Origin of the sequence: Kineosporia babensis (assembly GCF_021129305.1) — a bacterium.
Taxonomy (GTDB): domain Bacteria; phylum Actinomycetota; class Actinomycetes; order Actinomycetales; family Kineosporiaceae; genus Kineosporia; species Kineosporia babensis.
On the sequence record NZ_JAJOMB010000044.1, the window covers coordinates 1 to 19307 of the forward strand.

General features: G+C 65.0%; 19 protein-coding genes and 4 pseudogenes. 19 read left to right on the forward strand and 4 right to left on the reverse strand.

The window, feature by feature from the left end; translation table 11 throughout:
• Nucleotides 1–390: 390 nt before the first annotated feature.
• The 15 genes and pseudogenes from LR394_RS40200 to LR394_RS43925 form a co-directional block, all read left to right on the forward strand.
• Nucleotides 391–1425 carry a hypothetical protein gene (locus tag LR394_RS40200; RefSeq protein WP_231449987.1) on the forward strand — a complete coding sequence of 345 codons (1035 nt, stop codon included), beginning with the start codon at nucleotides 391–393 and terminating at the stop codon, nucleotides 1423–1425.
• A complete protein-coding gene (locus LR394_RS40205) occupies nucleotides 1422–1985 on the forward strand; it encodes a DJ-1/PfpI family protein (RefSeq protein ID WP_231449988.1) in 564 nt (187 codons plus the stop codon). Before LR394_RS40200 ends, LR394_RS40205 begins: the two co-directional genes overlap by 4 nt.
• Nucleotides 1982–2701: an SDR family oxidoreductase gene (locus LR394_RS40210; RefSeq protein ID WP_231449989.1), complete on the forward strand. Its 720-nt coding sequence runs from the start codon at nucleotides 1982–1984 to the stop codon at nucleotides 2699–2701. The genes LR394_RS40205 and LR394_RS40210 overlap by 4 nt, the downstream gene beginning before the upstream one ends.
• Nucleotides 2698–3768, forward strand: coding sequence for an anthranilate phosphoribosyltransferase (gene trpD / locus LR394_RS40215; RefSeq protein WP_231449990.1), 1071 nt, complete (start codon nucleotides 2698–2700; stop codon nucleotides 3766–3768). Before LR394_RS40210 ends, trpD (LR394_RS40215) begins: the two co-directional genes overlap by 4 nt.
• Nucleotides 3765–4166 carry a RidA family protein gene (locus LR394_RS40220; protein ID WP_231449991.1) on the forward strand — a complete coding sequence of 134 codons (402 nt, stop codon included), beginning with the start codon at nucleotides 3765–3767 and terminating at the stop codon, nucleotides 4164–4166. Before trpD (LR394_RS40215) ends, LR394_RS40220 begins: the two co-directional genes overlap by 4 nt.
• 43 nt (nucleotides 4167–4209) lie before the next feature.
• On the forward strand, nucleotides 4210–5091 hold the full coding sequence (locus tag LR394_RS40225) for a carbohydrate kinase family protein (RefSeq protein ID WP_331283141.1): 882 nt from the start codon (nucleotides 4210–4212) through the stop codon (nucleotides 5089–5091).
• Nucleotides 5070–5735 carry a dTMP kinase gene (gene tmk / locus LR394_RS40230; protein WP_231449993.1) on the forward strand — a complete coding sequence of 222 codons (666 nt, stop codon included), beginning with the start codon at nucleotides 5070–5072 and terminating at the stop codon, nucleotides 5733–5735. The genes LR394_RS40225 and tmk overlap by 22 nt, the downstream gene beginning before the upstream one ends.
• A 38-nt stretch (nucleotides 5736–5773) precedes the next feature.
• Nucleotides 5774–6529, forward strand: coding sequence for a class I SAM-dependent methyltransferase (locus LR394_RS40235; RefSeq protein WP_231449994.1), 756 nt, complete (start codon nucleotides 5774–5776; stop codon nucleotides 6527–6529).
• 25 nt (nucleotides 6530–6554) lie between these two features.
• A complete protein-coding gene (locus tag LR394_RS40240) occupies nucleotides 6555–7451 on the forward strand; it encodes a phosphoribosyltransferase family protein (protein WP_231449995.1) in 897 nt (298 codons plus the stop codon).
• Between the two features lie 138 nt (nucleotides 7452–7589).
• Nucleotides 7590–8639, forward strand: a complete 1050-nt coding sequence (gene trpD, locus LR394_RS40245; RefSeq protein WP_231449996.1) for an anthranilate phosphoribosyltransferase — start codon at nucleotides 7590–7592, stop codon at nucleotides 8637–8639.
• Nucleotides 8640–8810: 171 nt separating this feature from the next.
• Nucleotides 8811–9512, forward strand: a complete 702-nt coding sequence (locus LR394_RS40250) for a phytanoyl-CoA dioxygenase family protein (protein ID WP_331283142.1) — start codon at nucleotides 8811–8813, stop codon at nucleotides 9510–9512.
• Between the two features lie 10 nt (nucleotides 9513–9522).
• Nucleotides 9523–10068 carry an AAA family ATPase gene (locus LR394_RS40255; RefSeq protein ID WP_231449998.1) on the forward strand — a complete coding sequence of 182 codons (546 nt, stop codon included), beginning with the start codon at nucleotides 9523–9525 and terminating at the stop codon, nucleotides 10066–10068.
• A gap of 18 nt (nucleotides 10069–10086) precedes the next feature.
• The gene (locus LR394_RS43920; RefSeq protein WP_407937215.1) at nucleotides 10087–10755 is read left to right on the forward strand and encodes a metallophosphoesterase family protein; all 669 of its coding nucleotides are present in this window, start codon (nucleotides 10087–10089) and stop codon (nucleotides 10753–10755) included.
• Between the two features lie 161 nt (nucleotides 10756–10916).
• Nucleotides 10917–11258, forward strand: a complete 342-nt coding sequence (locus LR394_RS40260) for a transposase family protein (RefSeq protein WP_231449999.1) — start codon at nucleotides 10917–10919, stop codon at nucleotides 11256–11258.
• A gap of 20 nt (nucleotides 11259–11278) precedes the next feature.
• Nucleotides 11279–11908 (forward strand): annotated as a pseudogene (locus LR394_RS43925) (ISAs1 family transposase); the annotation flags it as partial.
• Between the two features lie 203 nt (nucleotides 11909–12111).
• On the opposite strand, the gene LR394_RS43930 reads toward LR394_RS43925, so the two are convergent.
• Entirely contained in the window at nucleotides 12112–12471 is a 360-nt protein-coding gene (locus LR394_RS43930) for a transposase (protein ID WP_407937216.1), read from the reverse strand.
• Here LR394_RS43930 and LR394_RS40270 point away from each other — a divergent pair.
• The gene (locus LR394_RS40270; RefSeq protein WP_231450000.1) at nucleotides 12361–13017 is read left to right on the forward strand and encodes a hypothetical protein; all 657 of its coding nucleotides are present in this window, start codon (nucleotides 12361–12363) and stop codon (nucleotides 13015–13017) included. The genes LR394_RS43930 and LR394_RS40270 overlap by 111 nt on opposite strands.
• 12 nt (nucleotides 13018–13029) lie before the next feature.
• On the opposite strand, the gene LR394_RS40275 is transcribed toward LR394_RS40270, so the two are convergent.
• Complete coding sequence (locus LR394_RS40275; RefSeq protein ID WP_231450001.1) at nucleotides 13030–15039, reverse strand: hypothetical protein; 2010 nt, start codon at nucleotides 15037–15039, stop codon at nucleotides 13030–13032.
• A gap of 7 nt (nucleotides 15040–15046) precedes the next feature.
• Nucleotides 15047–15397 carry a helix-turn-helix domain-containing protein gene (locus tag LR394_RS40280; protein ID WP_231450002.1) on the reverse strand — a complete coding sequence of 117 codons (351 nt, stop codon included), beginning with the start codon at nucleotides 15395–15397 and terminating at the stop codon, nucleotides 15047–15049.
• Nucleotides 15398–15622: 225 nt separating this feature from the next.
• On the opposite strand from LR394_RS40280, the pseudogene LR394_RS40285 reads away from it, so the two are divergent.
• The 3 pseudogenes from LR394_RS40285 to LR394_RS40295 all read left to right on the forward strand — a co-directional run.
• A pseudogene (locus LR394_RS40285) lies at nucleotides 15623–15901 on the forward strand (transposase); the annotation flags it as partial.
• Between the two features lie 234 nt (nucleotides 15902–16135).
• Nucleotides 16136–17334: pseudogene (locus tag LR394_RS40290) on the forward strand (IS110 family RNA-guided transposase).
• Nucleotides 17335–17352: 18 nt separating this feature from the next.
• Nucleotides 17353–17814, forward strand: a pseudogene (locus tag LR394_RS40295) (IS3 family transposase); the annotation flags it as partial.
• 41 nt (nucleotides 17815–17855) lie between these two features.
• Here the strand turns inward: LR394_RS40295 and LR394_RS40300 are convergent.
• A protein-coding gene (locus LR394_RS40300; protein WP_231450003.1) for an IS3 family transposase occupies nucleotides 17856–19180 on the reverse strand; the annotation gives its coding sequence in 2 pieces (ribosomal slippage) (nucleotides 17856–18766 and nucleotides 18766–19180; 1326 coding nt in all).
• Nucleotides 19181–19307 lie beyond the last annotated feature (127 nt).

The following is a 19307-nucleotide window of genomic DNA, read 5'->3' on the forward strand; positions in this document are numbered from 1 at the left end:
CGAACCACCCAAGCCCGAGCCCACCAAAGTCACGTCCGGAGGCAACTCGCTACCGACAGCACATGATCACGAAGTGACGTTGGAGTACTAGCCGGCCTCAGCAACCGCCCGATCGCCGTCGTCGGCCCCTTGGACCCCGACCGCGAGTTCGGCGCATGACCGGCGCCGTTGTCACCGCATGCCCCATTACGGAAGCCAAATATCGACAGACCATTACACTCATCACCTATCGTGTGCTATAACTGTTATGTGCTATTGCCGCATAATTGTGGCAGCGTCGGCCCTGATCTTCGTCGTAACCGCAGCTCACTGGGAGGGCGTCCGCAACTCGGGTCTCTCGACAGATACTCGGAATGTCGTCGCGTAGGAACCGGCCCTCCAGGAGATCGCGTGAAGGACAGTTTCAGACTTGCGGTGGCGGGGGTCGGCAATAATGTTGCAGCACTGCTGCAGGGAATTGCCTTTTACCGCGCCTTGCGTTTATCCGACCCATCGGCGGCACTGCCCGGAGTCCGTGTCGAGACCGTAGGTGGGTTGTCAGTCATGAACGTGCACTTCGTGGCTGCACTTGATGTGGCCCAGGCGAAGGTTGGTAGAGATCTCGCCGAGGCAGTGATGGCCACTCCCAACAACTTCCCTGAACTCGTGCCGGCTCTGCCGCCGACCGGTGTCGTGGTCGAATCAGGCATGATGAACGGTGATCCGGACGAGATCGCGGCGGTCAGTGAACGTCTCGTATCCACTGGAACCGAGGTTCTCCTCTATTCCCTCCCCACGGGTCGGCAGCGACTGGCAGAGTCCTACGCGCGGGCCGCCCTCGATGCGGGTGCCGCCTTCGTGAACTGCACACCGGAAAAGGTTGCGCGTGACGACGATCTGCTGAAGTGCTTCTCGGACGAGAACCTTCCGCTCATTGGTGATGACTTGGCAAGTCACCTCGGGGCAACCGTCGTCCACCGGGCATTGCTGGATCTTGTGACGCAGCGTGGCCTGTCGCTGGAGGGGAGTTATCAGGTGAATCTGGGAGGGAACGAGGATTTCCGGAATCTCCGCTCTCATGGTTCAACGAAGCGGGAATCCAAGCTTAATGCGATGCGGGACAGCGGCATCGACGTCGAAAGGGTCGAAGTCGTTCCATCGGGCGGGCACATCGGCTACATCCAGGACCGCAAATTCTGTCACATCAATATCGAGAGCCGCGGTTGGGGCGGAACTCCGGCGATCATTGATCTGACGCTGAAGGTCCAGGACTCGAGCAACGCTGCCGGTGTCATCATCGACCTCGTGCGCATCGCCGCGGCCGGGAAACGCCGCGGCCTCGGTGGCGCGCTGGTGGCCTCGTTCCCCCAATTGAAGTCGCCGCCGGGCGGTCATCGCTACACCGAGGACGATCTTCGAGTGGCCTACGCCGAGCTGGGGCCATGACGCTCACCGTTGACGTCCTCGTCTACGACGGTGTGAATGACCTGGACCTGGCCGGCGTCGTCACCCCGGTGCACATGGCAAGCGACGTGGGAGCGCCCCTCGACCTCGCAATGAGGGGCATCTCGCCGACAATCCGCACGTCGGCAGGACTCGTGGTCAATGCGGTCGGGCGCCTCGGGGGCACGTGCGACGTCGTTGTCGTTCCCGGTGGGAGGGGGGCGCACGGCGCCGCGGAGGATCCGGACATACGTGCCTGGCTGGCGGGACTGTCCGGGCGGAGTTCGTTCTATGCGGTCTGCTCCGGATCGCTAATCCTTGCGCGGGCAGGCGTCATTCCCGCGGGGACCGGTGCTGCGATCCACGGTGACAAGCGTGATCTGCTGAACGCTGCAGGCGTCGTGCCCGGATCGGGCCTGCTGATCACCGAGTCCGCGGTGACGGTCGGAGGAGTCGCCCACGCGAGTCCAAAGAGCCTGCGGCTCGCGCACCAGCTCCTGCGCCACATCGCGCCGGAGCACGTATCCGCCGTCTGGGCCCGTATGGAACTGCTCGAACCATGAGACCGCCCATCTTGGTCACGGGTGGCTCGCGAGGCATCGGCCACGCGACGGCCGCCTCCCTCGCCGCCGACGGACGGCACGTGATCCGCTGGTCCCGGAGTGTCCGGGCCACGGAGGGGGAGGGGAAATCTACCGATACGCACATCATCGATCAGACCGTGGACGTCTCCGATGCGGCCAGCGTCACGAGAGCCGTGGCCGAACTGGCGGAGAGGTGCGGCGCGTTGTCCGGAATCGTCGTCAATGCGGGCAACGGCACCTGGGCAGGGCTGGCCGAGACTAGCAACGAGGTCTGGGCCCGCACGATCGGAGTGAACCTGACAGGGGCATTCCTGACCATCCGTTCTTGCCTTCCGCTGCTGATGCGCGGTCGTCCGGCTCGTGTCGTAGCCCTCGCTTCAGACTCCGCCTTCCATCCGTTCGCCGGGCGCGCGGCGTACTGCGCATCGAAGGCAGGGCTTGTGGCGATGATGGAGTGCTTGAGACAGGAATATCGCGCCTCGGAGATCAATGTGACCGTGGTCGCTCCGGCGCGAGTCGATACATACTTCGGCGGCAAGCGACCGGGCGACCGGCCTCAAGGGCTTTCAGCTGCGGCTGTCGGGCGTTCGGTCGCGAATGTATTTAAGCAGCCCGATGAAGTCGAGGTTCGCGAAATACGACTAGCGTCCGTGCTCGACAGGTACGGACCGGGCGATCGGCAGGAGGCGAGATGAGCTCGGCAACGGATGACGTGATCGATCTCCGGCGAGTGCTTCACAAGCTGGTGGCCTGTCGCGAGGATCTGGCATTCGACGAGGCTACGGCCCTGATGGAGCGACTCGTCGACGGGGACTTCACGCCGGCCCAGTTCGGGGCCCTCCTGGCGGCGCTCCGCATGAAGACCGAACACGTAGACGAACTCTCTGCCTTCGTCCATGTGGTACGTGCGCGCGGCAGGCGGGTCGAACTGGGGTCTGATAGCGAACGCGCCGTTGACCTCTGCGGTACTGGTGGCGACGGACCGAGTGCGCATGTCTTCAATATCTCGACCACGGCAGGCATCGTCGTCGCCGGCACAGGAGTGCCGGTGGCGAAACACGGCACCGCCGCGATCTCGAGTAACTCGGGGAGCAGTGACACGCTGCAGGCTCTGGGAATTGGGGTCGTCTCCGGGCCGGAGGACGTCCGGAGCTGCCTCGCGGCCGTGGGTATCACGTACATGCATGCGCCGGTATTCAACGACGGCATGCGTCACCTGATCGCCCTGCGCCGGGAACTCGGCCTGCACTCGCTTTTCAACCTTCTAGGGCCGCTGGCCAACCCTGCGGGCGTGCGGCGCCAGATGACCGGAATCTACGATGCGCGGGATCTGCAGCTCGTCGGGCGGAGTCTCGCTGCAACGGGGACCCTGAAGGCGTGGGTCGTTCACGGGCGGGACGGGCTCGACGAACTGTCCACCATGGCTCCCACCGATGTCATTACGGTGGATCGCGGCGCTGTTTCCGAGCTGGTCGTGGACCCTCGGGAACTCGGCCTGCGACGCATCGATTTGGCCGAGGTCCAGGGCGGCTGGCCAGCCGAGAGCGCACGCATCCTCCGGTCCGTCGTCGACGGCACCGCGGGCCGGGCGCGGACCGAGATCGTTCTCCTCAATGCGGCGGCTGCCCTCGTCGTTGCAGAGCGGGCCGAGAATCTGCAGGAAGGTCTGTCCGTAGCCGAGGAGAGCATCCGGTCCGGAGCAGCCGTCGACGTTCTCGATCGGTGGGTAGCGTGGTCGAAGGCGCAGGAGGTGCACACGTGAAGGAGCTCTGGCCCGCGGGCATGAGCCTCCCTGTCGCGGAATACGTGCCTGGTCTGGCTGTCTCCTTGGGGGAGGCCGTCAGCCTGGTCTCCTTCTCCGGGCAGGTCTCCATGACCGCTAAGGGTCTCGTCGGTGACGGAAGCATCGAACAGCAGACCGAGCAGGTGTTCGACAATATCGAGGCCGTCCTCGCTCTTGGCGGTGCTGGTCTGGACGACTTGGTGAGCATGACGATCTATCTTACCGACAGGGCACATTTCTCTGGCTTCAATGCAGTGCGGGACGGTCGGCTCATGGTCGCCGGGGCCAGAACCACCAGTGCTGTCGTCATCGTGGCCGGCCTCGTAGATCCCCGCCACCTCGTGGAAATCTCGGGATTCGCCCTTGTCACGGCGTGATCCTCCGCAGGTGCGCCCGTCCTTCAAGGCCCCCTCGGTCACGGTGTTGGGAGGCATGAACACGGACACCATCGCAGAGTGCGACAAGTGGCCGGCGGACGACGCAACGCTCGTCGTTCTCCGGCGGAGCGAAGCACCCGGCGGACACGGTGCGAATGCGGCGGCCTGGCTCGCCCGAACCAGCTGCCGGGTACGGCTCGTCGGCGGGGTCGGTGACGACGCAGCGGGAGAGAGATTGCGCCAGGACCTTGCCGGCCGGGGGGTGGACACCTCGCTGGTGAGAGTCATCACCTCCAAGCCCACGGGGAAGGCACTCGTCGTCAACGCGCCCGGCGGTCATTTCATGATGCTGGAGGGCGGCGCGAATGCCGAGGCATTCGACGATTTGGATGCACGCGTGATGAACACCGTCCTGAAGGGTAGCTGCCTCCTCCTTATGGACGTGCCCGGAACCGCGTGTCGCCGCCTCCTGGAGCAGGTCGCGCGGGCGCCGGACGCAGGAAGACCACACGTGGTACTCGCACCCGGCGGGCGAACCGCCGAAGTGATGCGCATAGCCCTCGAGATCGGTGCCCCGCTGCACGCCGTCTGCAACCGGCACGAGGCTGAGGATCTGACTGCCCTGCGGATGATCGGCGACCGGATTCGCGATGGGCTCCTCACGCTGGTGGTCACGCACGGGGATCAGGGGGCGGTGGCCCGGTCGGCCCGGGGTGTGCAGGCCTTCCGCGCGGCGGCAGTTCCGGTCGCTGACACGACGGGTGCCGGGGATGCCTTCGCTGCTGCCTACGCGGCCGTGATAGCGCGGGGGCTCTCTCCGGAGTCGGGGTGTCGAGCGGGCATGATCGCCGGGGCCGCGGCGGTACAAGTGACCGGCGCCTGGCCTTCGCGGCGCATCGATGGGTGGACGAGGGCACGCCGATGATCATCGAGTTGCGTCCGCACGGCATGCCCGGTCTGCTGGTCGCGATCGAAGGGCCCGACGGATCGGGCAAGACGACGCTCGAAGAAGTGGTCGAATCCGCGCTCCGGCGACGGGGCCTGTCATCGGTGCTGACCCAGCAGCCCACCCGCTGGTGGCGCGACGATCCCAAGGTCGCAGAGACCCGGCGGAATCCGGACGAGGGTCTGAGCCCGATGGCCCTGGCCTTGTTCTCGCTGGCCGACCGTTTCGAACATCAAGTGCGAGTGGTGGAGCCCGCCCTGCTCGCGGGGCGGCCGGTTCTCACCAATCGCTACGTGTTCTCCCTGCTGACGCACTTCATGGTCGAGGGTGACCTCGACCTGGATGCGCTCAGGCCCGTGCTGGCGCACCTGCTGCGACCTGACCTCCTCATCGTGCTCGATGCGCCGACGCACGTCCTGCTGGAGCGGGTGATCGAGCGTGACGGGTCCGACCCTCGGCGCTGGGATCAGCAACGGGCATATGTCGAGCGCAGCCGAGAGGCGTACGTGAGCCTCGCGTCGCGCAACGGCGGGCACGTCCTGCGTACGGATCGACCCGGTGCGGCGCGCGACGCACTCACGCTCGTGGAGGAACTTCTTCTCGATCGGCGTGGGTCTTCATGATTGCGACTGGTCCGTGGAGGGCAGGGGCAGGTGAATGTGTGGGGACCTGCACCGGTCTGCGGTACTTCGAGCTGCTCTCCGAGTTTTACATGGCGTACAGGCCGACCGACGAGGAGCGCACGGATCGGGAGTTGGACTTCATCCTTGCCAGGGGCGTCGGTGACTGGTCGCCGCGCACCCGTCTCGTGGCCGACGTCATGTCAGGGCCGGGGCGACACGCTTTGGCGCTCGGGAGACGTGGATGGAGTGTGGACGCGATCGACATGGACGCCTCCTTGCTGGGGCGCCTCAGCCGCGCTGCCGATGATTTGGGCGTCGCGGTGCGGACGATCAAGGCGAACGTCGATACCGACTCGCTTCAGGGTTCATACGAGATGGTGCTCTGTCTCGGCACGTCGTTCGGTATCAACGCCGGGCGCGCGGACGCCTTCCGTCTGATTGAGAGGATGCGCGACATCATGGCTCCGGCGGCGCTGCTGTGTACAGAGATCTTCTGCGCCGAGGCGCGCTATGCCGGCGTCACGCAGCTAGACAAGGTGCGGGCATGGCCTGCTGGCGGTTCGGTGTCGAAACGGCTGGTGTGGGATGCGCGTGCGGAGGTCGAGCACGTCCTCGCCACAATAACCGGCGCCGGTCGCAGGGATCGCGCCTGTTATCGGCAGTTCGTCCCGCGGCGCGACACCATGTCGGCGCTGCTTCGAGACGCCGGGCTCAGTGAGGTGCGCCGGTACGCGGGGCAGGACGGATGGCCGACCGGAGATGCGGCACTCTGGACGGCCCGTGCGCCCGACTGACTCAGCGGTTCCGAGATTCGTCAGGGTGCCCGGCGGCACGTCCTCTCCCTTGCTGGACACTCTGTCGGAGCTGAGCCGCGAACTCCGGCCCCAGGTGACGACGTTCCAGAACACGAATCTCCTCGTCCAGGTGCCGGACACGGTACCCGATACTCTCGACATCGTCTGGGCAGCGAGCCGCGCCGCCGGTTCCGCTCTCGAAGAACTCATCATGACGCTGGACGTCCTGTGGCGTTGCAATCCGGCGCTGACGTCGCGCCTCGTGATCCCCTACCTGCCGTACAGCAGGAGCGAGACCCCGATTCCGCGCGCGTCACTGGGTGCGGCAGCGTTGCTCCGGCACCTCGACGCACTTCCTACGGTGAGGAGTTACGTGCTGTGCGAGCCGCACAACTCTGCCGTGGCCGGGTTCTCGACGCGACCGGTGGACTGCCTCTCGGTGATTGACGACGTTGTGCCCTGGATCCAGGACACCGTCCGTCCCGAGGTCGTCGTCGCTCCGGATCGGGGCAGGGCTGCCCAGGCGGTCGACATCGCGCACCGGACCGGGATCCTGGCCGAGGTTCTGATGAAGCACCGGAATGATCATGAAGATCGTCCGCAGGCGCTCGTGAGCCGGCGCCCGGCGGTGCAGGACAAGCGAGTGCTGCTCGTGGACGACGAACTCACGACCGGGCAGACCGCCGCCGGTGCCGTCGATGTCCTGCGCCGCAACGGCGCGGGCCGCACCCATCTCCTGGTGCATCGCTCATTCGCATCGGATGCCACTGTGAGTCATCTCCAACAGATGCTGGCTCCAGGGGTCTTGGCTACCACCGCTCTCACCGAACGACCGCACCTTGCTGCGTTCGAGCGGCTGGGCCTACCAATCCTGAACCTCCCTCACATGATCGGCAGGATCATGGACAGCGCGGCCGACTGACCCGCCGCCGATTCCAATGTTGGATCTTCGGTGAGGCGTCCCCCACCTCGTGCGCTGTAGTCTCGCGTTGGCGAGTCCATTGGATCGCGGTGGCGGAACCCAACGGCCGCCCCTTCAGCAAATGACGAGGATCAAGCTGTGGTGAAGGCATTCAGTCAGACACTTCAATCCCTCATCCAAGGCCACTCGCTGGATGGCGAGACCGCGGCGCATATGATCGAGACCGTTATTCGCGGAGAGTTGGACGAGGCACAGACTGCAGCATTCCTCGTGGCGCTGGAGGCGAAAGGGGTGCAGCCCGGCGAGCTGGTCCAGTTCGCTGCCACGCAGCTGACATACACGGAGCGCGTGCATGTCACTGGAGTCACGTTCGACGTTGTGGGGACCGGCGGGGACGGGTATCACACGGTCAACATTTCCACCATGGCCGCGCTTGCGGTGGCGGGCACCGGCCGGACCGTGGTCAAGCACGGCAACAGGGCGGCCTCGTCCAAGTGCGGAACAGCGGATGTGCTGGAAGAACTTGGGGTGAACATCGAACTGGATGCCGCCGGTGTGGAGCAGGTTGTCGCACAAGCGGGGATGGGCTTCTGTTTCGCAGGTCGCTTCCATCATTCTATGGCAGCGGTTTTACCTGTTCGTCGCAGCCTCGGTGTACGAACCGTATTCAATTACATGGGCCCGCTGCTCAACCCGGCCAGACCCACGAACGCCGCAGTCGGCGTCGCCAAGCGGGACATCGGAGCAACGGTTTCGGATGCTCTCGAGAAGTGCGGGACCACGGCGTTGGTGCTGCACGGACACGAGGGACTCGACGAGTTGTCGATCTGCGGCCCCACGAGTGTCTGGACCGCAGAGGGCGGTGTTGCCCACGAGCATGTAGTCGTGCCGGAGGACATGGGAGTCCCGCGTGTGGCCCTGACCGCACTCCGGGGGGGCGATCGCGTGTTCAACGCCGAGGTAGTGCGGAGTGTCGTCCGGGACGGCAGGGAGGGCCCCGTCATGGACGCCGTCGTGGTCAACGCGGCGGCTGCGCTGGCCACGGAACGGAAGCCGGGCTCCGATCCCGTGGAAGCACTTCGCGGAGCCATTCCGGAGATACAGGAATCGATCATGGGCGGCGCCGCATGGAAGAGCCTTCGTGCCATGGTCGAAGCCAGTCAGGCAGCGCGTTCCAGGATGTTCTGACGTGCGAGAGACGTTCCCTGGTGTTTCGCGTAAGACCGGAATATCATAGGTGACGGCTTGTCGCTGCGCCGACGAGGCGAGCGCCGTCAGGGGAGACCGACATTGACCAATGCAAGCTCCGCTGCGTCCTCCGTCGTCAGATTTGATTCCCGCCGATGTGATCTGGGAGATGTGACGCGAGCGTTAGACAAAGACGGGCTCGTCGTGCTGGAGAAGATGCTGAGCAAAGTCGAGATCGACGCCTGCAAGGAAAGCGTTCGACAGTTGCGCGAGCAGGAAGGTGCGCTGGCTGGCTCGGAGTACACGGAATGCAACGACGGCGCCTTTCGTTTGCACAATCTGCTGGAAAAGTCCTTGGCCTTCGACCGCCTCTTCCAGGATGCGCTCGTGCTTGCCTGTGTCAGGCATGTACTGCCCCATTTTAAGCTCTCTATGCTCAACATACGCTGCGCGTTCCCAGGGCAGAAGGCTCAGAAATTGCACGCCGACTGGGACGACGAACCGCCGCGGGACGGTGAGTTTTTCGTCGTCAACGCCATGTGGCTGCTCGATGATTTCACGGCGGTCAATGGCGCCACGCGCTTCGTTCCTGGATCGCACAGGCTGGGATGCCCACGCGTGGAACTGAGGGACCGTTCGGCAACTCATCCCGACGAGGTGCTGGTGACTGCGCAAGCAGGAAGTGTGGCCGTCTTCAATTCGCACATCTGGCACGGTGGGACGGAGAACAGGAGCGACGCGCCGCGGACCGCGGTGAACGCGTACTACTCTCGGCCGGAGGTGCCGTCGGTCATTGATCACCGTACGGCGTTGTCTGCCGGGACGAAAGCCAGGTTCACCGCCGAACAGATCCAGTTGCTCGCCGCCGTGTGAGCGGACGCGCGTGACGAACGGTAATCGCCTGGTCGCGATTACCGGTGCTCCAGGAGCAGGCAAGACGACGATGCTCGAACACCTCGCTGCGGATGGTTTCGCGACGATGGCTGAAGGTGCCCGAGCTATTGTTCGTGAACAGGTCTCCATCGGTGGACTGGCGCAGCCGGGACTTGATTCTCTCCTGTACGCCGAACTCATGCTGAATTGGGAAATCCGCTCGTTCCGCGAGGCGTCGAGGCTCGCCGGCCCGGTGTTCTTCGATCGTACGGTCGTCGATGCGATCGGTTACCTCATGATGATCGGCGAGGAGGTGCCTCATCATTTCTATGAGGCCGCGAAGCAGCTCCGGTACGACTCGACCGTCATTGTCGCCCCTTTTTGGCCGGAGATATACCTGCAAGACTCCGAGCGCGATTCCGGTCCGGATCAGGCCCTACGCTCGTGTGAGTTCATGTGCCGGGCATACGAAGAAGTTGGGTACTCGTTACTGGTGCTCCCGAAAGTGGCCGTGGAGGAACGAGTTTCCCTTCTTAGATCGCATTTGCAGACCTGAAATCTGTGGTTGACGCCAATGCGGGTAGCGATCATAGCCGATCTGCACGGAGATCGTGCGGCGTGGCGCAGGATCACGGCCGCCACGGATCGGTGCCACGTAGAAGTCATGGTTCTTCTAGGTGACTACCTGGACTGCAGGGTCTCGAAGTGCGCGGCGTCGAAGATCACTCGTGCCGGGGGACGTCCCACGCTTTCGGATGTCGTCCACGTCGATCAAGAACTCTGGGGGCAGTTGACGCCTCAGCTTTGCATTCTCGGAAATCAAGAGGAGCGTATTGCGGCGCTGGTCCCGAGCGACGGCTTGGTCGGCGACCTAGCCCGACTCGTGCGTGCACCAAGACGCCGTCTATTGGGCGGTGCACTGCTCGTCCACGGACACGAACTGGCCTGGTCACGGCGCAGTGACGGGTCCTGGCTCCCGGGAGGACCCGACAGGTCCGGACGCCTGCTGGTGGCAGGGCATTCCCACCAGTCCCTGGTGGTGAGCCGATCCAGCAGACCCGGCGGAGCAGTGCACGTCATTCAGGGCAACCCGGGTCGGCGCATCGAGATCGACGAGAGCACGCGCTTCATCAATGTCGGTGCCGCCCGTGGCGCATCCTCTCAATGGCTTCTCGCAGAGGTGCATCAAGCACGGCTACCGCACCGGCAACAGTGGACGTCGATTACCTTCATGAAAGCCTAGCCTCGGTTCCGCTTCAGGGGGCGCGGCAAAGTCGGACGAAGCGTCTGTGACCTGCTGATTTAGGGCGACCTGGGCGGCGTGGCGCGGTGACGGACGTGGCCACTGCGGTTTGGATGGAGGTTCTCACACCAAGACCAGCCAGCCGAGGACCACGCCCGTCGATGCCATCTTGCCCCATCACGCCTGCGCCCGCGCAATCCCCACTGACCTGCCTGATCGATGTCCTGGAACAGGTACCTGACCCGCGCAGACGACGTGGCCGGCGTCATCCGTTGGCCGGGATCATCGCGGCAGCGGTGTGCGCGGTGCTGGCCGGGTCACGCTCGTTCGCCGCGATCGCTCAGTGGGCGGCCGACCTGGATGCCGCTGACCTGCACCGACTGGGCCTGACCCGGGCGAAAGCGTCGGATGCCAGTACCTTCCGCCGGATCCTGTCGCGCCTGGACGCGGAAGTGCTGGACGCGCTGATCGGCGCGTATCTTGGACCAGGACCAGCGTCCTGAGCGGGCGACGCGTCATCGCGATCGACGGCAAGACGGTAAGGGGCGCCCGCACCGGCGCCCAGACGGCCCCGCACCTGGTCGCGGCCCTGGACCACGCCACCGGCGTGATCGTCGGGCAACTGGCCACCGCAGCCAAGAGCAACGAGATCCCCACCGTCCGGACCCTCCTGGCCACCTTCGACCTGAACGGGGTCGTGGTCACCGTGGACGCCATGCACACCCAGACCGACACCGCCGAGGTCATCATCGCAGGTGGCGGCAACTACGTGTTTACCGTCAAGCTGAACCAGCCGACTCTCTATGCCGCCTGCAAAGCCCTGCCCTGGAGCAAGATCCGTCGCCACACCAGCATCCAGAAAGGCCACGGCCGACGCGCCTGCCGCACCATCAAAGTCATCGCAGTTCCCGCCTGGATCACCTTCACCGGCGCCGCCCAGGTCGCGCAGGTCCGCCGGACCGTCACCCGGCCACACCCGAAAAAGCCCGGCAAGACGAAGAAGACCATCGAGACCGTCTACATCATCACGTCCGCCGACCACCATGCCGCGCCACCGGACGTCTTCGCGTCCTGGATCCAAAACCATTGGCGCATCGAGAATCAGACGCACTGGGTCCGCGACGTCGACTTCGACGAGGACCGCTCCCGCGTCCGCACCGGCAACGGCCCCCACACCATGGCCACCCTCCGCAACACCGCCATCAACCTCCTACGACTGACCGGCACCACCAACATAGCCGCCGGCCTACGCCACCACGCCAACAACCAGCAACGACCGATCAACCTGGCCCTGACCGGGACTGTCCGGAATCCGGCTCTGGCGCACAAACGGTGGTCGTGGCGCCCAGCAATATCTCAGTTGAGCAGGATGCGTTGCCGCAGTAGCGGAAACCCAGCTCTCCCGTACATGTGTCGTTTCAGGAGCTTGATTTTCGTGTTCGTCCCTTCGGTCGGACCGTTGCTGTACTCCAGACTCAGGGCCGCCGTGACTGCGGCCTGGTCCTGGCGCATGCCGGTGACGAAGCTGCTCAGAGGAGGCTGTTCGAGCGCTTGTGCGGCTTCCATCCAACCGGCGAGCTTCTCACCGGCCCGGTTCATCATCATGTGAGCGAACTGCTTGATCAGATTGGCGGATTCGTTCAGATGGGGACACAGGTCCAGGACCTCACTCAGACGCTCGGCATCGTGCTGAGCAAGATTCTCGGGCGCGGTCATCAGCCAGGAGGTGACTTTTCGGGGACGGGCCGGCGTGTGCTCCAGATCGAGCCTGCCCTGGTTGATGTACCGGAACAGCAGATTCTGGCTGCCCGAGTATCCCTGGGCGCGGATCTCTCCCAGCAGATGCGTAATCGGCACCGAAGGCTCCTCGATCAGACGACGGCGCAGATAGTCGCGGTAAGGACACACCAGCGTCGTGCGGTAGCGTGGTGGGCGCTGCAGTTCCTCTGGTGTGGCCGCTCGCGCAAACCTTTTCACCGTGTTGAAGCCCCAGCCCAGCCTGCGCCGGCACTCCATCAGGCTCAGCCCTTGAGCCAAGAGATCATGGACTATCCGATGGCGGGCCGCCGTTCGCTCGTCAATCGCCCGGCTGTGCCACATCTGATGACTCGGAGGCTCTTTGAGTGCCTTCCCCACGGCCGGACGCCAGCAAGCCGCGTGAGCGACCACGACCTTCTCCACGGCCTCGCCCAGTCCGTGCCACAAGTGCCAGCGATCATTGACCTGAACCGCATCCGGTGTACCATCCCGAATGGCCTCTAATGGTGAGATCAGCTATTGGAACTGCCGGAATTCCTCCGGGTTTCGCTGGCTGACCTCTGCGGCGTAGGCGGTCCAGTCTCCGCTGGAGAGTTGCTGCCATTGGACGGCTGCCTTGATGTGGATGCCGAGCATCTTGGCCAGGATCGCGGCGGGGACCTCGGCAGCGAGCATGAATAGTGCGGTGTTTCGGCTTTGGCGCAGTTGTAGTCCGTGTGCGTGGAGTCGTCTGGCGAGAGCACCTTCGGTGAGTGGGCGCCCGGGCCATCGTCCAGGGAAGAGGCAGGTGGACGGTGTGTTGATCAGGCTGCCGCTGGGCGGCTGGCGTGTGGCGTCTGCGAGGTCGTTGACGAGGCGGTCGAGCGGGGCGGGCAGGACGATGGGTCGGCTGCCGAGTTTGAGCAGGGTCTGGCCGTCGGCGTGGCTTAGGTGTTGGGTCGTCAGCGTGGTGATGACGTTGAGTTTCTGGGCGTAGAGCAGGATCAGGAGGCCGGCGACCCGGTCGGCGGTCGGGATGGTGTCGTCGTGCAGCAGGCGCCGTGTGTCTGCCCAGCGCTGGTCCTGGTCGAGTGGCCCGGCGGGGCCGGTCCAGCGGGTTGCCGGAGCGGTGAGCCGGGGTGCGTGGTGGTGGGTCGTGGCCCACCGCGCGAAGTTCGTGGATCGGGCGGCGTGTGCGGGCTTGCTGGCCAGCCACTGATCCAGGTCGGCTTGGGTGCAGGTGGCCACGGTTGATCCGCGCTCATGCAGCCAGTCCAGCAAGGCTGCCGCGGCGGAGACGTTGTGGCGAATGTTGGTGACTTGGTGGTGGGAAGCGGGCTGGTCGGCGAGGCGGGCGCGGAGGCGCCGCAGGTGATGCCAGATCGCGTAGGCATGCAGGACTTGCTGATGCTCGAGGGATTTCCTTGCTGCGATGACTCTTTTGATCCATGGTTCGAGGGCGGCCAGCCGCTCGTCACGGGGTGGCAGCGCTCCGGCGACGACGAGCATGGAGCGGATGTGCGAGAGGGTGCCGCTGGCTGGCAACGCGTCCAGAGCTTGGTGGGTGATGGCCGGCTGTATGAGCGCGACGGCGTGCAGGGTGTCGCGGACGCCGGGTTTGTTCAGCCAGTCCAGCGCGTGGTCGGGCCGCTCGACCCGTGCGAAGGCCTCTCGCAGCTGGTCTATTTGGGTTGAGGTGCCGCTGGTGGCGGTGAGGATCCGTCTGAGACGGCGATCGAGGGAGCAGCGGGCGCATTCGGCCGTGGTGAGTTGCCAGGTGATTCCGCAAGTACCGCAGCGTTTCCAGAACGCCGGGTCGGGGTTGAGGCAGCGGGCGCACAAGGGCGCCTCGAGCGTGCCGCCCTTGACGGAGGCACCGGTGCCGCAGTGGGAGCAGACGGCCCAGCGTTCGCGGCAGCGGTCACACATCGGCTGGCCGTTCGCGCGTGAGATGGTGCACCGGGCGGTGCGACCGCAGATGCCGCAGACATGTTCGGGTCGTGTCCGGCAGCGGGTGCAGACCGGTCCGGCGTCGGTCATCGCAGCGACCCGCCGCTGATCGCCGCATTTGGTGCAGGCTTTCCAGCTTCTGGGATCGCGTGACCAACACGCCTGGCAGATCGGGTGGCCGTTGTCGTTTCGGCGAGCCGGCGGCCGCAGCTTCCCACATCGACCGCACGTCATGGCCACGGCTTGTCTGGTGCAGCCGTCGCAGAGCCGAAGCCCACCGAAAGGTCTTCCCAGGCGTCGCTGCTTCCCGCAGCGAGGGCACAGCGGCGCGACCACGGTGGTGGCGCCGGCCAGGAGCATCGCGTCGATGAAACGCAGCACGCCGGGAAGCGTTGCGGCGGCGCCGTGACTGGTGAGCAGTTCCGGTCGCTCGGCGACCTCGTGGGCTATCGCGCGCTGCCCGGCCGGGTGTGCGGCGGCCCGGCAGAGCGCGGCAAGGACTGCCTCGGTTTCCAGGGTGGGCTCGAGATCGGCGAGCAGCACGAGCAGGGGACCGACCTGCTGCCCGAGCAGCGATCGGTCGATCCTGGCCGTCACTCGGTGCTCACTCGGAGGTCCTGGTGATCCTGGCCCGTTTCGGCCGCAGCGCGCCCAGGCCGGCCGCGTTGACGTCATGGTCGCCGCCGGCGGCCATCTTCTTCGGTCTGGTTCGGGTACCGGCCGCCGCGACCGGCTCGATGAGGTCGTCCATCGCGCAGTCGAGGATGTCGAGCAGGGCCATCAGGATCTTCAGGCTCAACCGCTCCGGCCGCTCGGTGACCAGCCGGAACACCTGGCTGGAGGACAATCTGATGTCCCGCTGGGCCAGCGGCTTGATCAGGTCCGTGGTCTGGAACAAGCCGCGGTCGGCCATGATCCGACGCAGGTGCCATCGGTAGTCCAGCTTCTCGGTCATCAGCGATTCTTCCCGTCCATCGGCGTCGAACCTGGGTCCGGGTCCGGGTCCAGAGCCGGTGCCAGTGCCTTGTGGAGTGCGGTGTTCATGAAGTCGTCAGATACGTGCGTGTAAATCGCTGTGGAGCTGTCGCTCTCGTGCCCGACCTGGACCTGGAGGGACTGCCCCCAGCTTGGCTGACTCCTGACTCGCAAGGATCACGGTCCTTGCTGAGAGGATGTCAACGTGCCCAAACCGTTCCCCGAGGAGTTCCGCCGCGACGTGATCGCGGTCGCCCGTCAGGGCGATGCCACGATCGAGCAGGTCGCGAAGGACTCCGGTGTCTCCGCCTCGACCCTGCACCGTTGGCTGAAGCTCGCCGACGATCACGACAGCACCCCACCGGGTGGTGCCCAGGGTGACTCCGCGGAGCTGAAGGAACTACGTAAGCGCAACCGGCTGCTGGAGCAGGAGAACGAGATCCTCCGGAGGGCAGCTGCCTATCTGGCCAGGGATATCAACCCGTTACGTTGTTCCAGTCAGCGAGGATGACCTTGCTGGCGACGGCTCGGGCTCCTCGGCATGGCAGTCGAATCAACCTGTCGCTCATGATCTATTTTGTGATGCCACCGAGGAGTCCGGGGCGGTAGGTCATCGCTGATAGGGGCCGGGTCAAACATTTTCAGGCCGTTGTAACGTGGATGCCGAGACCTCTCGCCCAGACCGCGCCGTCATCCGGAACGACCTGGAGGTTTGAGAATGGTTCAACTGCACTCAAGCATCGATGTTTTCGTAGGCGTGGATGTCGGAAAGTCTGCCCATCATGCTGTCGCCTTGACAGCCAGCGGAAACAGCTTCTCAATGAAGCGCTCCCGCAAGACGAGGCGCGCTTGCGGGCGCTGATCGCGCGGCTGGCGCCCCATGGACGGGTGCTGTTCGTCGTTGATCAGCCGGCCACCATCGGGGCGCTGCCACTGGCGGTAGCCCGTGATAGCGGCGTCGAGGTGGGATATCTGCCAGGACTGGCGATGCGCCGGATCGCCGACCTTCATACCGGGGAATCGAAGACAGATGCGCGGGACGCTGCGGTCATCGCGCAGGCGGCTCGCTCCATGCCTCATGCGCTCCGCGCGCTTCGTGAGGACGACGAGCACACATCTGAACTGTCCATGCTTTCGGGCTTCGACCAGGACCTGGCCGAGCAGATCAATCAGGTCAGCAACCGAATCCGCGGACTGCTCACCCAGATCCATCCGGCGTTGGAACGAGCTCTGGGACCGTCACTGCAGCATCCGGCAGTTCTCGATCTGCTTCAGCGTTACCCTTCGCCGGCATCCTTAAAGGCTGCCGGAAAAGCCCGGATCGCAGCCCGTCTGCGCAAGAAGGCTCCACGCATGGCCGAGAAGCTTGCTGACGGTATCTGGCAAGCCCTGTCCGAGCAAACCGTCATCGTAACCGGAACTGCCTCCGCTGCTATGGTCCTGCCGCGTCTGGCGCAGCAGCTGACCCTTTTGCGCGAACAGCGCAGCGAGGTCGCAGCGCAAGTCGAAGCCTCACTTGGTAATCACCATTTGGCCGATGTCCTGTTGTCTCTGCCCGGCGTGGGTTTCCGAACGGCAGCCTGCTTCATCACCGAGACCGCAGGCAAGGATTTCCCGACTGCAGCGCACCTGGCTGCCTACGCCGGTCTGGCACCGGTCAGCCGACGCTCCGGAACCTCGATCCGCGGCGAGCACCCTTCCCGACGCGGGAACAAGCGTCTGAAGCGAGCACTGTATCTTGCCGCGTTCTCTGCTCTCAAAGATCCTGTCTCGCGGGCCTACTACGACCGTAAGCGGTCGGAACGAAAAAGCCATAAGCAAGCGCTGATGGCCTTGGCGCGCCGACGCTGCGATGTCTTGTTCGCCATGACCCGCGATCATGCCCTTTACACGCCGATCGGAACATCCGCCGCTTGACGAATACCATAGGGGCACAAAATGATGTTCCCGCTGGTCCGTGAACTGGCCGCCGACAAGGATAATCCGATTCCTGTCGCGGTGACCTGCCGGGTGCTGGGCTTCTCGAAACAGTCCTACTACAAGTGGCGCAAGAACCCTGTCCCGGCCCGGGACTGGGACCAGGCCCACCTGATCAACGCCGCCCTCGACATCCACCGCGACGACCCGGAGTTCGGCTACCGGTTCATCGCCGACGAACTCCACGAGGCCGGCTGGAAGACCAGCCCGAACCGGGTTGCCAGACTCTGCTCAGCACAACGGATTTGGTCGGTCTTCTCGAAGAAGAAGGGCCGCAATCGTAAGGCCGGACCGCCTGTGCACGATGACCTCGTGCGCCGACAGTTCACCGCCGACGCACCCGACCACGTCTGGTTGACCGACATAACAGAACACCGCACCAACGAAGGAAAACTGTATCTCTGCGCGATCAAGGACGTCTTGGGCCTTCACCCCGGACTCTGGACACGCGGGTGACTGTTTCAGGCTGCCAGGACGAAGGTAGCAGTCTTGAGGGTCCTCTCGTAGTCAGCGGGTGACAGGTTCCCGCAGTAGGAGTGCCTGCGTCGTGCGCTGTAGCGGGTGCAGAAACGGAAGGCATCTCGGCGGCAGGAGGCCTCGTCGGGCCAGAACGGTTCCCCTTGGAGTGTTTCCCGCTTGTAGGTGGCGTTGAAGGACTCCACCGCTGCGTTGTCGGCGCTGGAGCCGACCTTGCCCATGGACTGACGCAGGCCGAGGTCCTTGCAGCGCTTCACGAACGCCTTCGACAAGTATTGAGAACCGTGATCGGAGTGAAAGATAGCTCCTCGCAGTGATCCTCGCGTGCCTAGGGCGTCATCGAGGGCCGCGACGACCAGGTCGGCGCGCATGTGGTCGGCGATGGCCCAGCCGACCAGACGACGGGAGGCCAGATCGATGACGGTGGCCAGATACAGGTTCCTCCCGTCGGCCAGGGGCAGGTAGGTGATGTCCCCGGCGTAGAGGCAGCCGGGCGCGGGCGCGCTGAACCGGCGTTTGACCAGGTCAGGGAACGTCTGCCCGGAATCATCGCTGATCGTGGTGCGGGTCTTACGACGCAGCCGCAGACCGGCGATCCGCTCCTGGCGCATGATCCGGGCGACCCGCTTGTGGTTGACCCACTCCTGCTCGGGCAGGCCCTGGTTCAGCTCAGTGGTCATCCGGGGCGCACCGAGCGTGTTGTCGGCCTCGTGCAGGGCCCGGATCCGCCCGGCCAGTTCCTGGTCCGAGGCAGCTCGGGCGGCCCGGCCGGGCGCGGCCTTTCGCCACTCGTAGAACGAGCTACGCTTGACCTCGAGTACCTCGCACAACCGCTTGACCCCGAAGGCCTGGTGGTGGTCCTCAACGAACTGGAAGCGGTTCACCAGTTTGTCTCCGAGGCGAAATATTTTGTTGCCTTCCGGAGAATATCCCTTTCCGTGGAGAGCTTTTCGACCTCAGCGGCATGCTCGGCCTCCCGCCGGGCATCGGCCGCGTCCCGCCGCGCGGCCTCCGCCTCCAGCCGGGCCACCTGGGCCTCCAGCTGCGCCATCCGACTCGCAGGTCCCGCCCCGCGGGCACGCCCCGCCAGGCCGGCCGCAGGCCCCGCAGGCTCTGCCGGGGCGTCCTGGCCCGCGGCCTGCTCCCCGGACACTCCAGGCGCAGCTGGACGTTCCCGCATCCACTTGCTCAGGGCGCCCCGGCCGATCCCCAGATCAGCAGCGATGCCCTTGACCGTCGCGCCAGGCGTGGACCGGACCAGATCCACCGCCTGCTGACGGAACTCCTCCGTATACGACTTACCTGCCACGAGACGATCATCTCGCTTCCCTAAGATTACGGTGTCCGAGGTTGATACCCCGGATGCCCGGACCGACGGGGTGTGGCTGATCTCGCTTCTGCCGCACGGTGGCTTCGGAGGAATGGCCGCCCCTTCG

Excerpts from the sequence above, each read along its gene's own strand:
- LR394_RS40205 (WP_231449988.1), top strand. The coding sequence starts at position 1,422 with ATGACGCTCACCGTTGACGTCCTCGTCTACGACGGTGTGAATGACCTG.
- LR394_RS40210 (WP_231449989.1), top strand. The coding sequence starts at position 1,982 with ATGAGACCGCCCATCTTGGTCACGGGTGGCTCGCGAGGCATCGGCCAC.
- trpD (WP_231449990.1), top strand. The coding sequence starts at position 2,698 with ATGAGCTCGGCAACGGATGACGTGATCGATCTCCGGCGAGTGCTTCAC.
- LR394_RS43920 (WP_407937215.1), top strand. The coding sequence starts at position 10,087 with ATGCGGGTAGCGATCATAGCCGATCTGCACGGAGATCGTGCGGCGTGG.
- LR394_RS40260 (WP_231449999.1), top strand. The coding sequence starts at position 10,917 with ATGCCATCTTGCCCCATCACGCCTGCGCCCGCGCAATCCCCACTGACC.
- LR394_RS43930 (WP_407937216.1), bottom strand. The coding sequence starts at position 12,471 with ATGACCGCGCCCGAGAATCTTGCTCAGCACGATGCCGAGCGTCTGAGT.
- LR394_RS40280 (WP_231450002.1), bottom strand. The coding sequence starts at position 15,397 with ATGACCGAGAAGCTGGACTACCGATGGCACCTGCGTCGGATCATGGCC.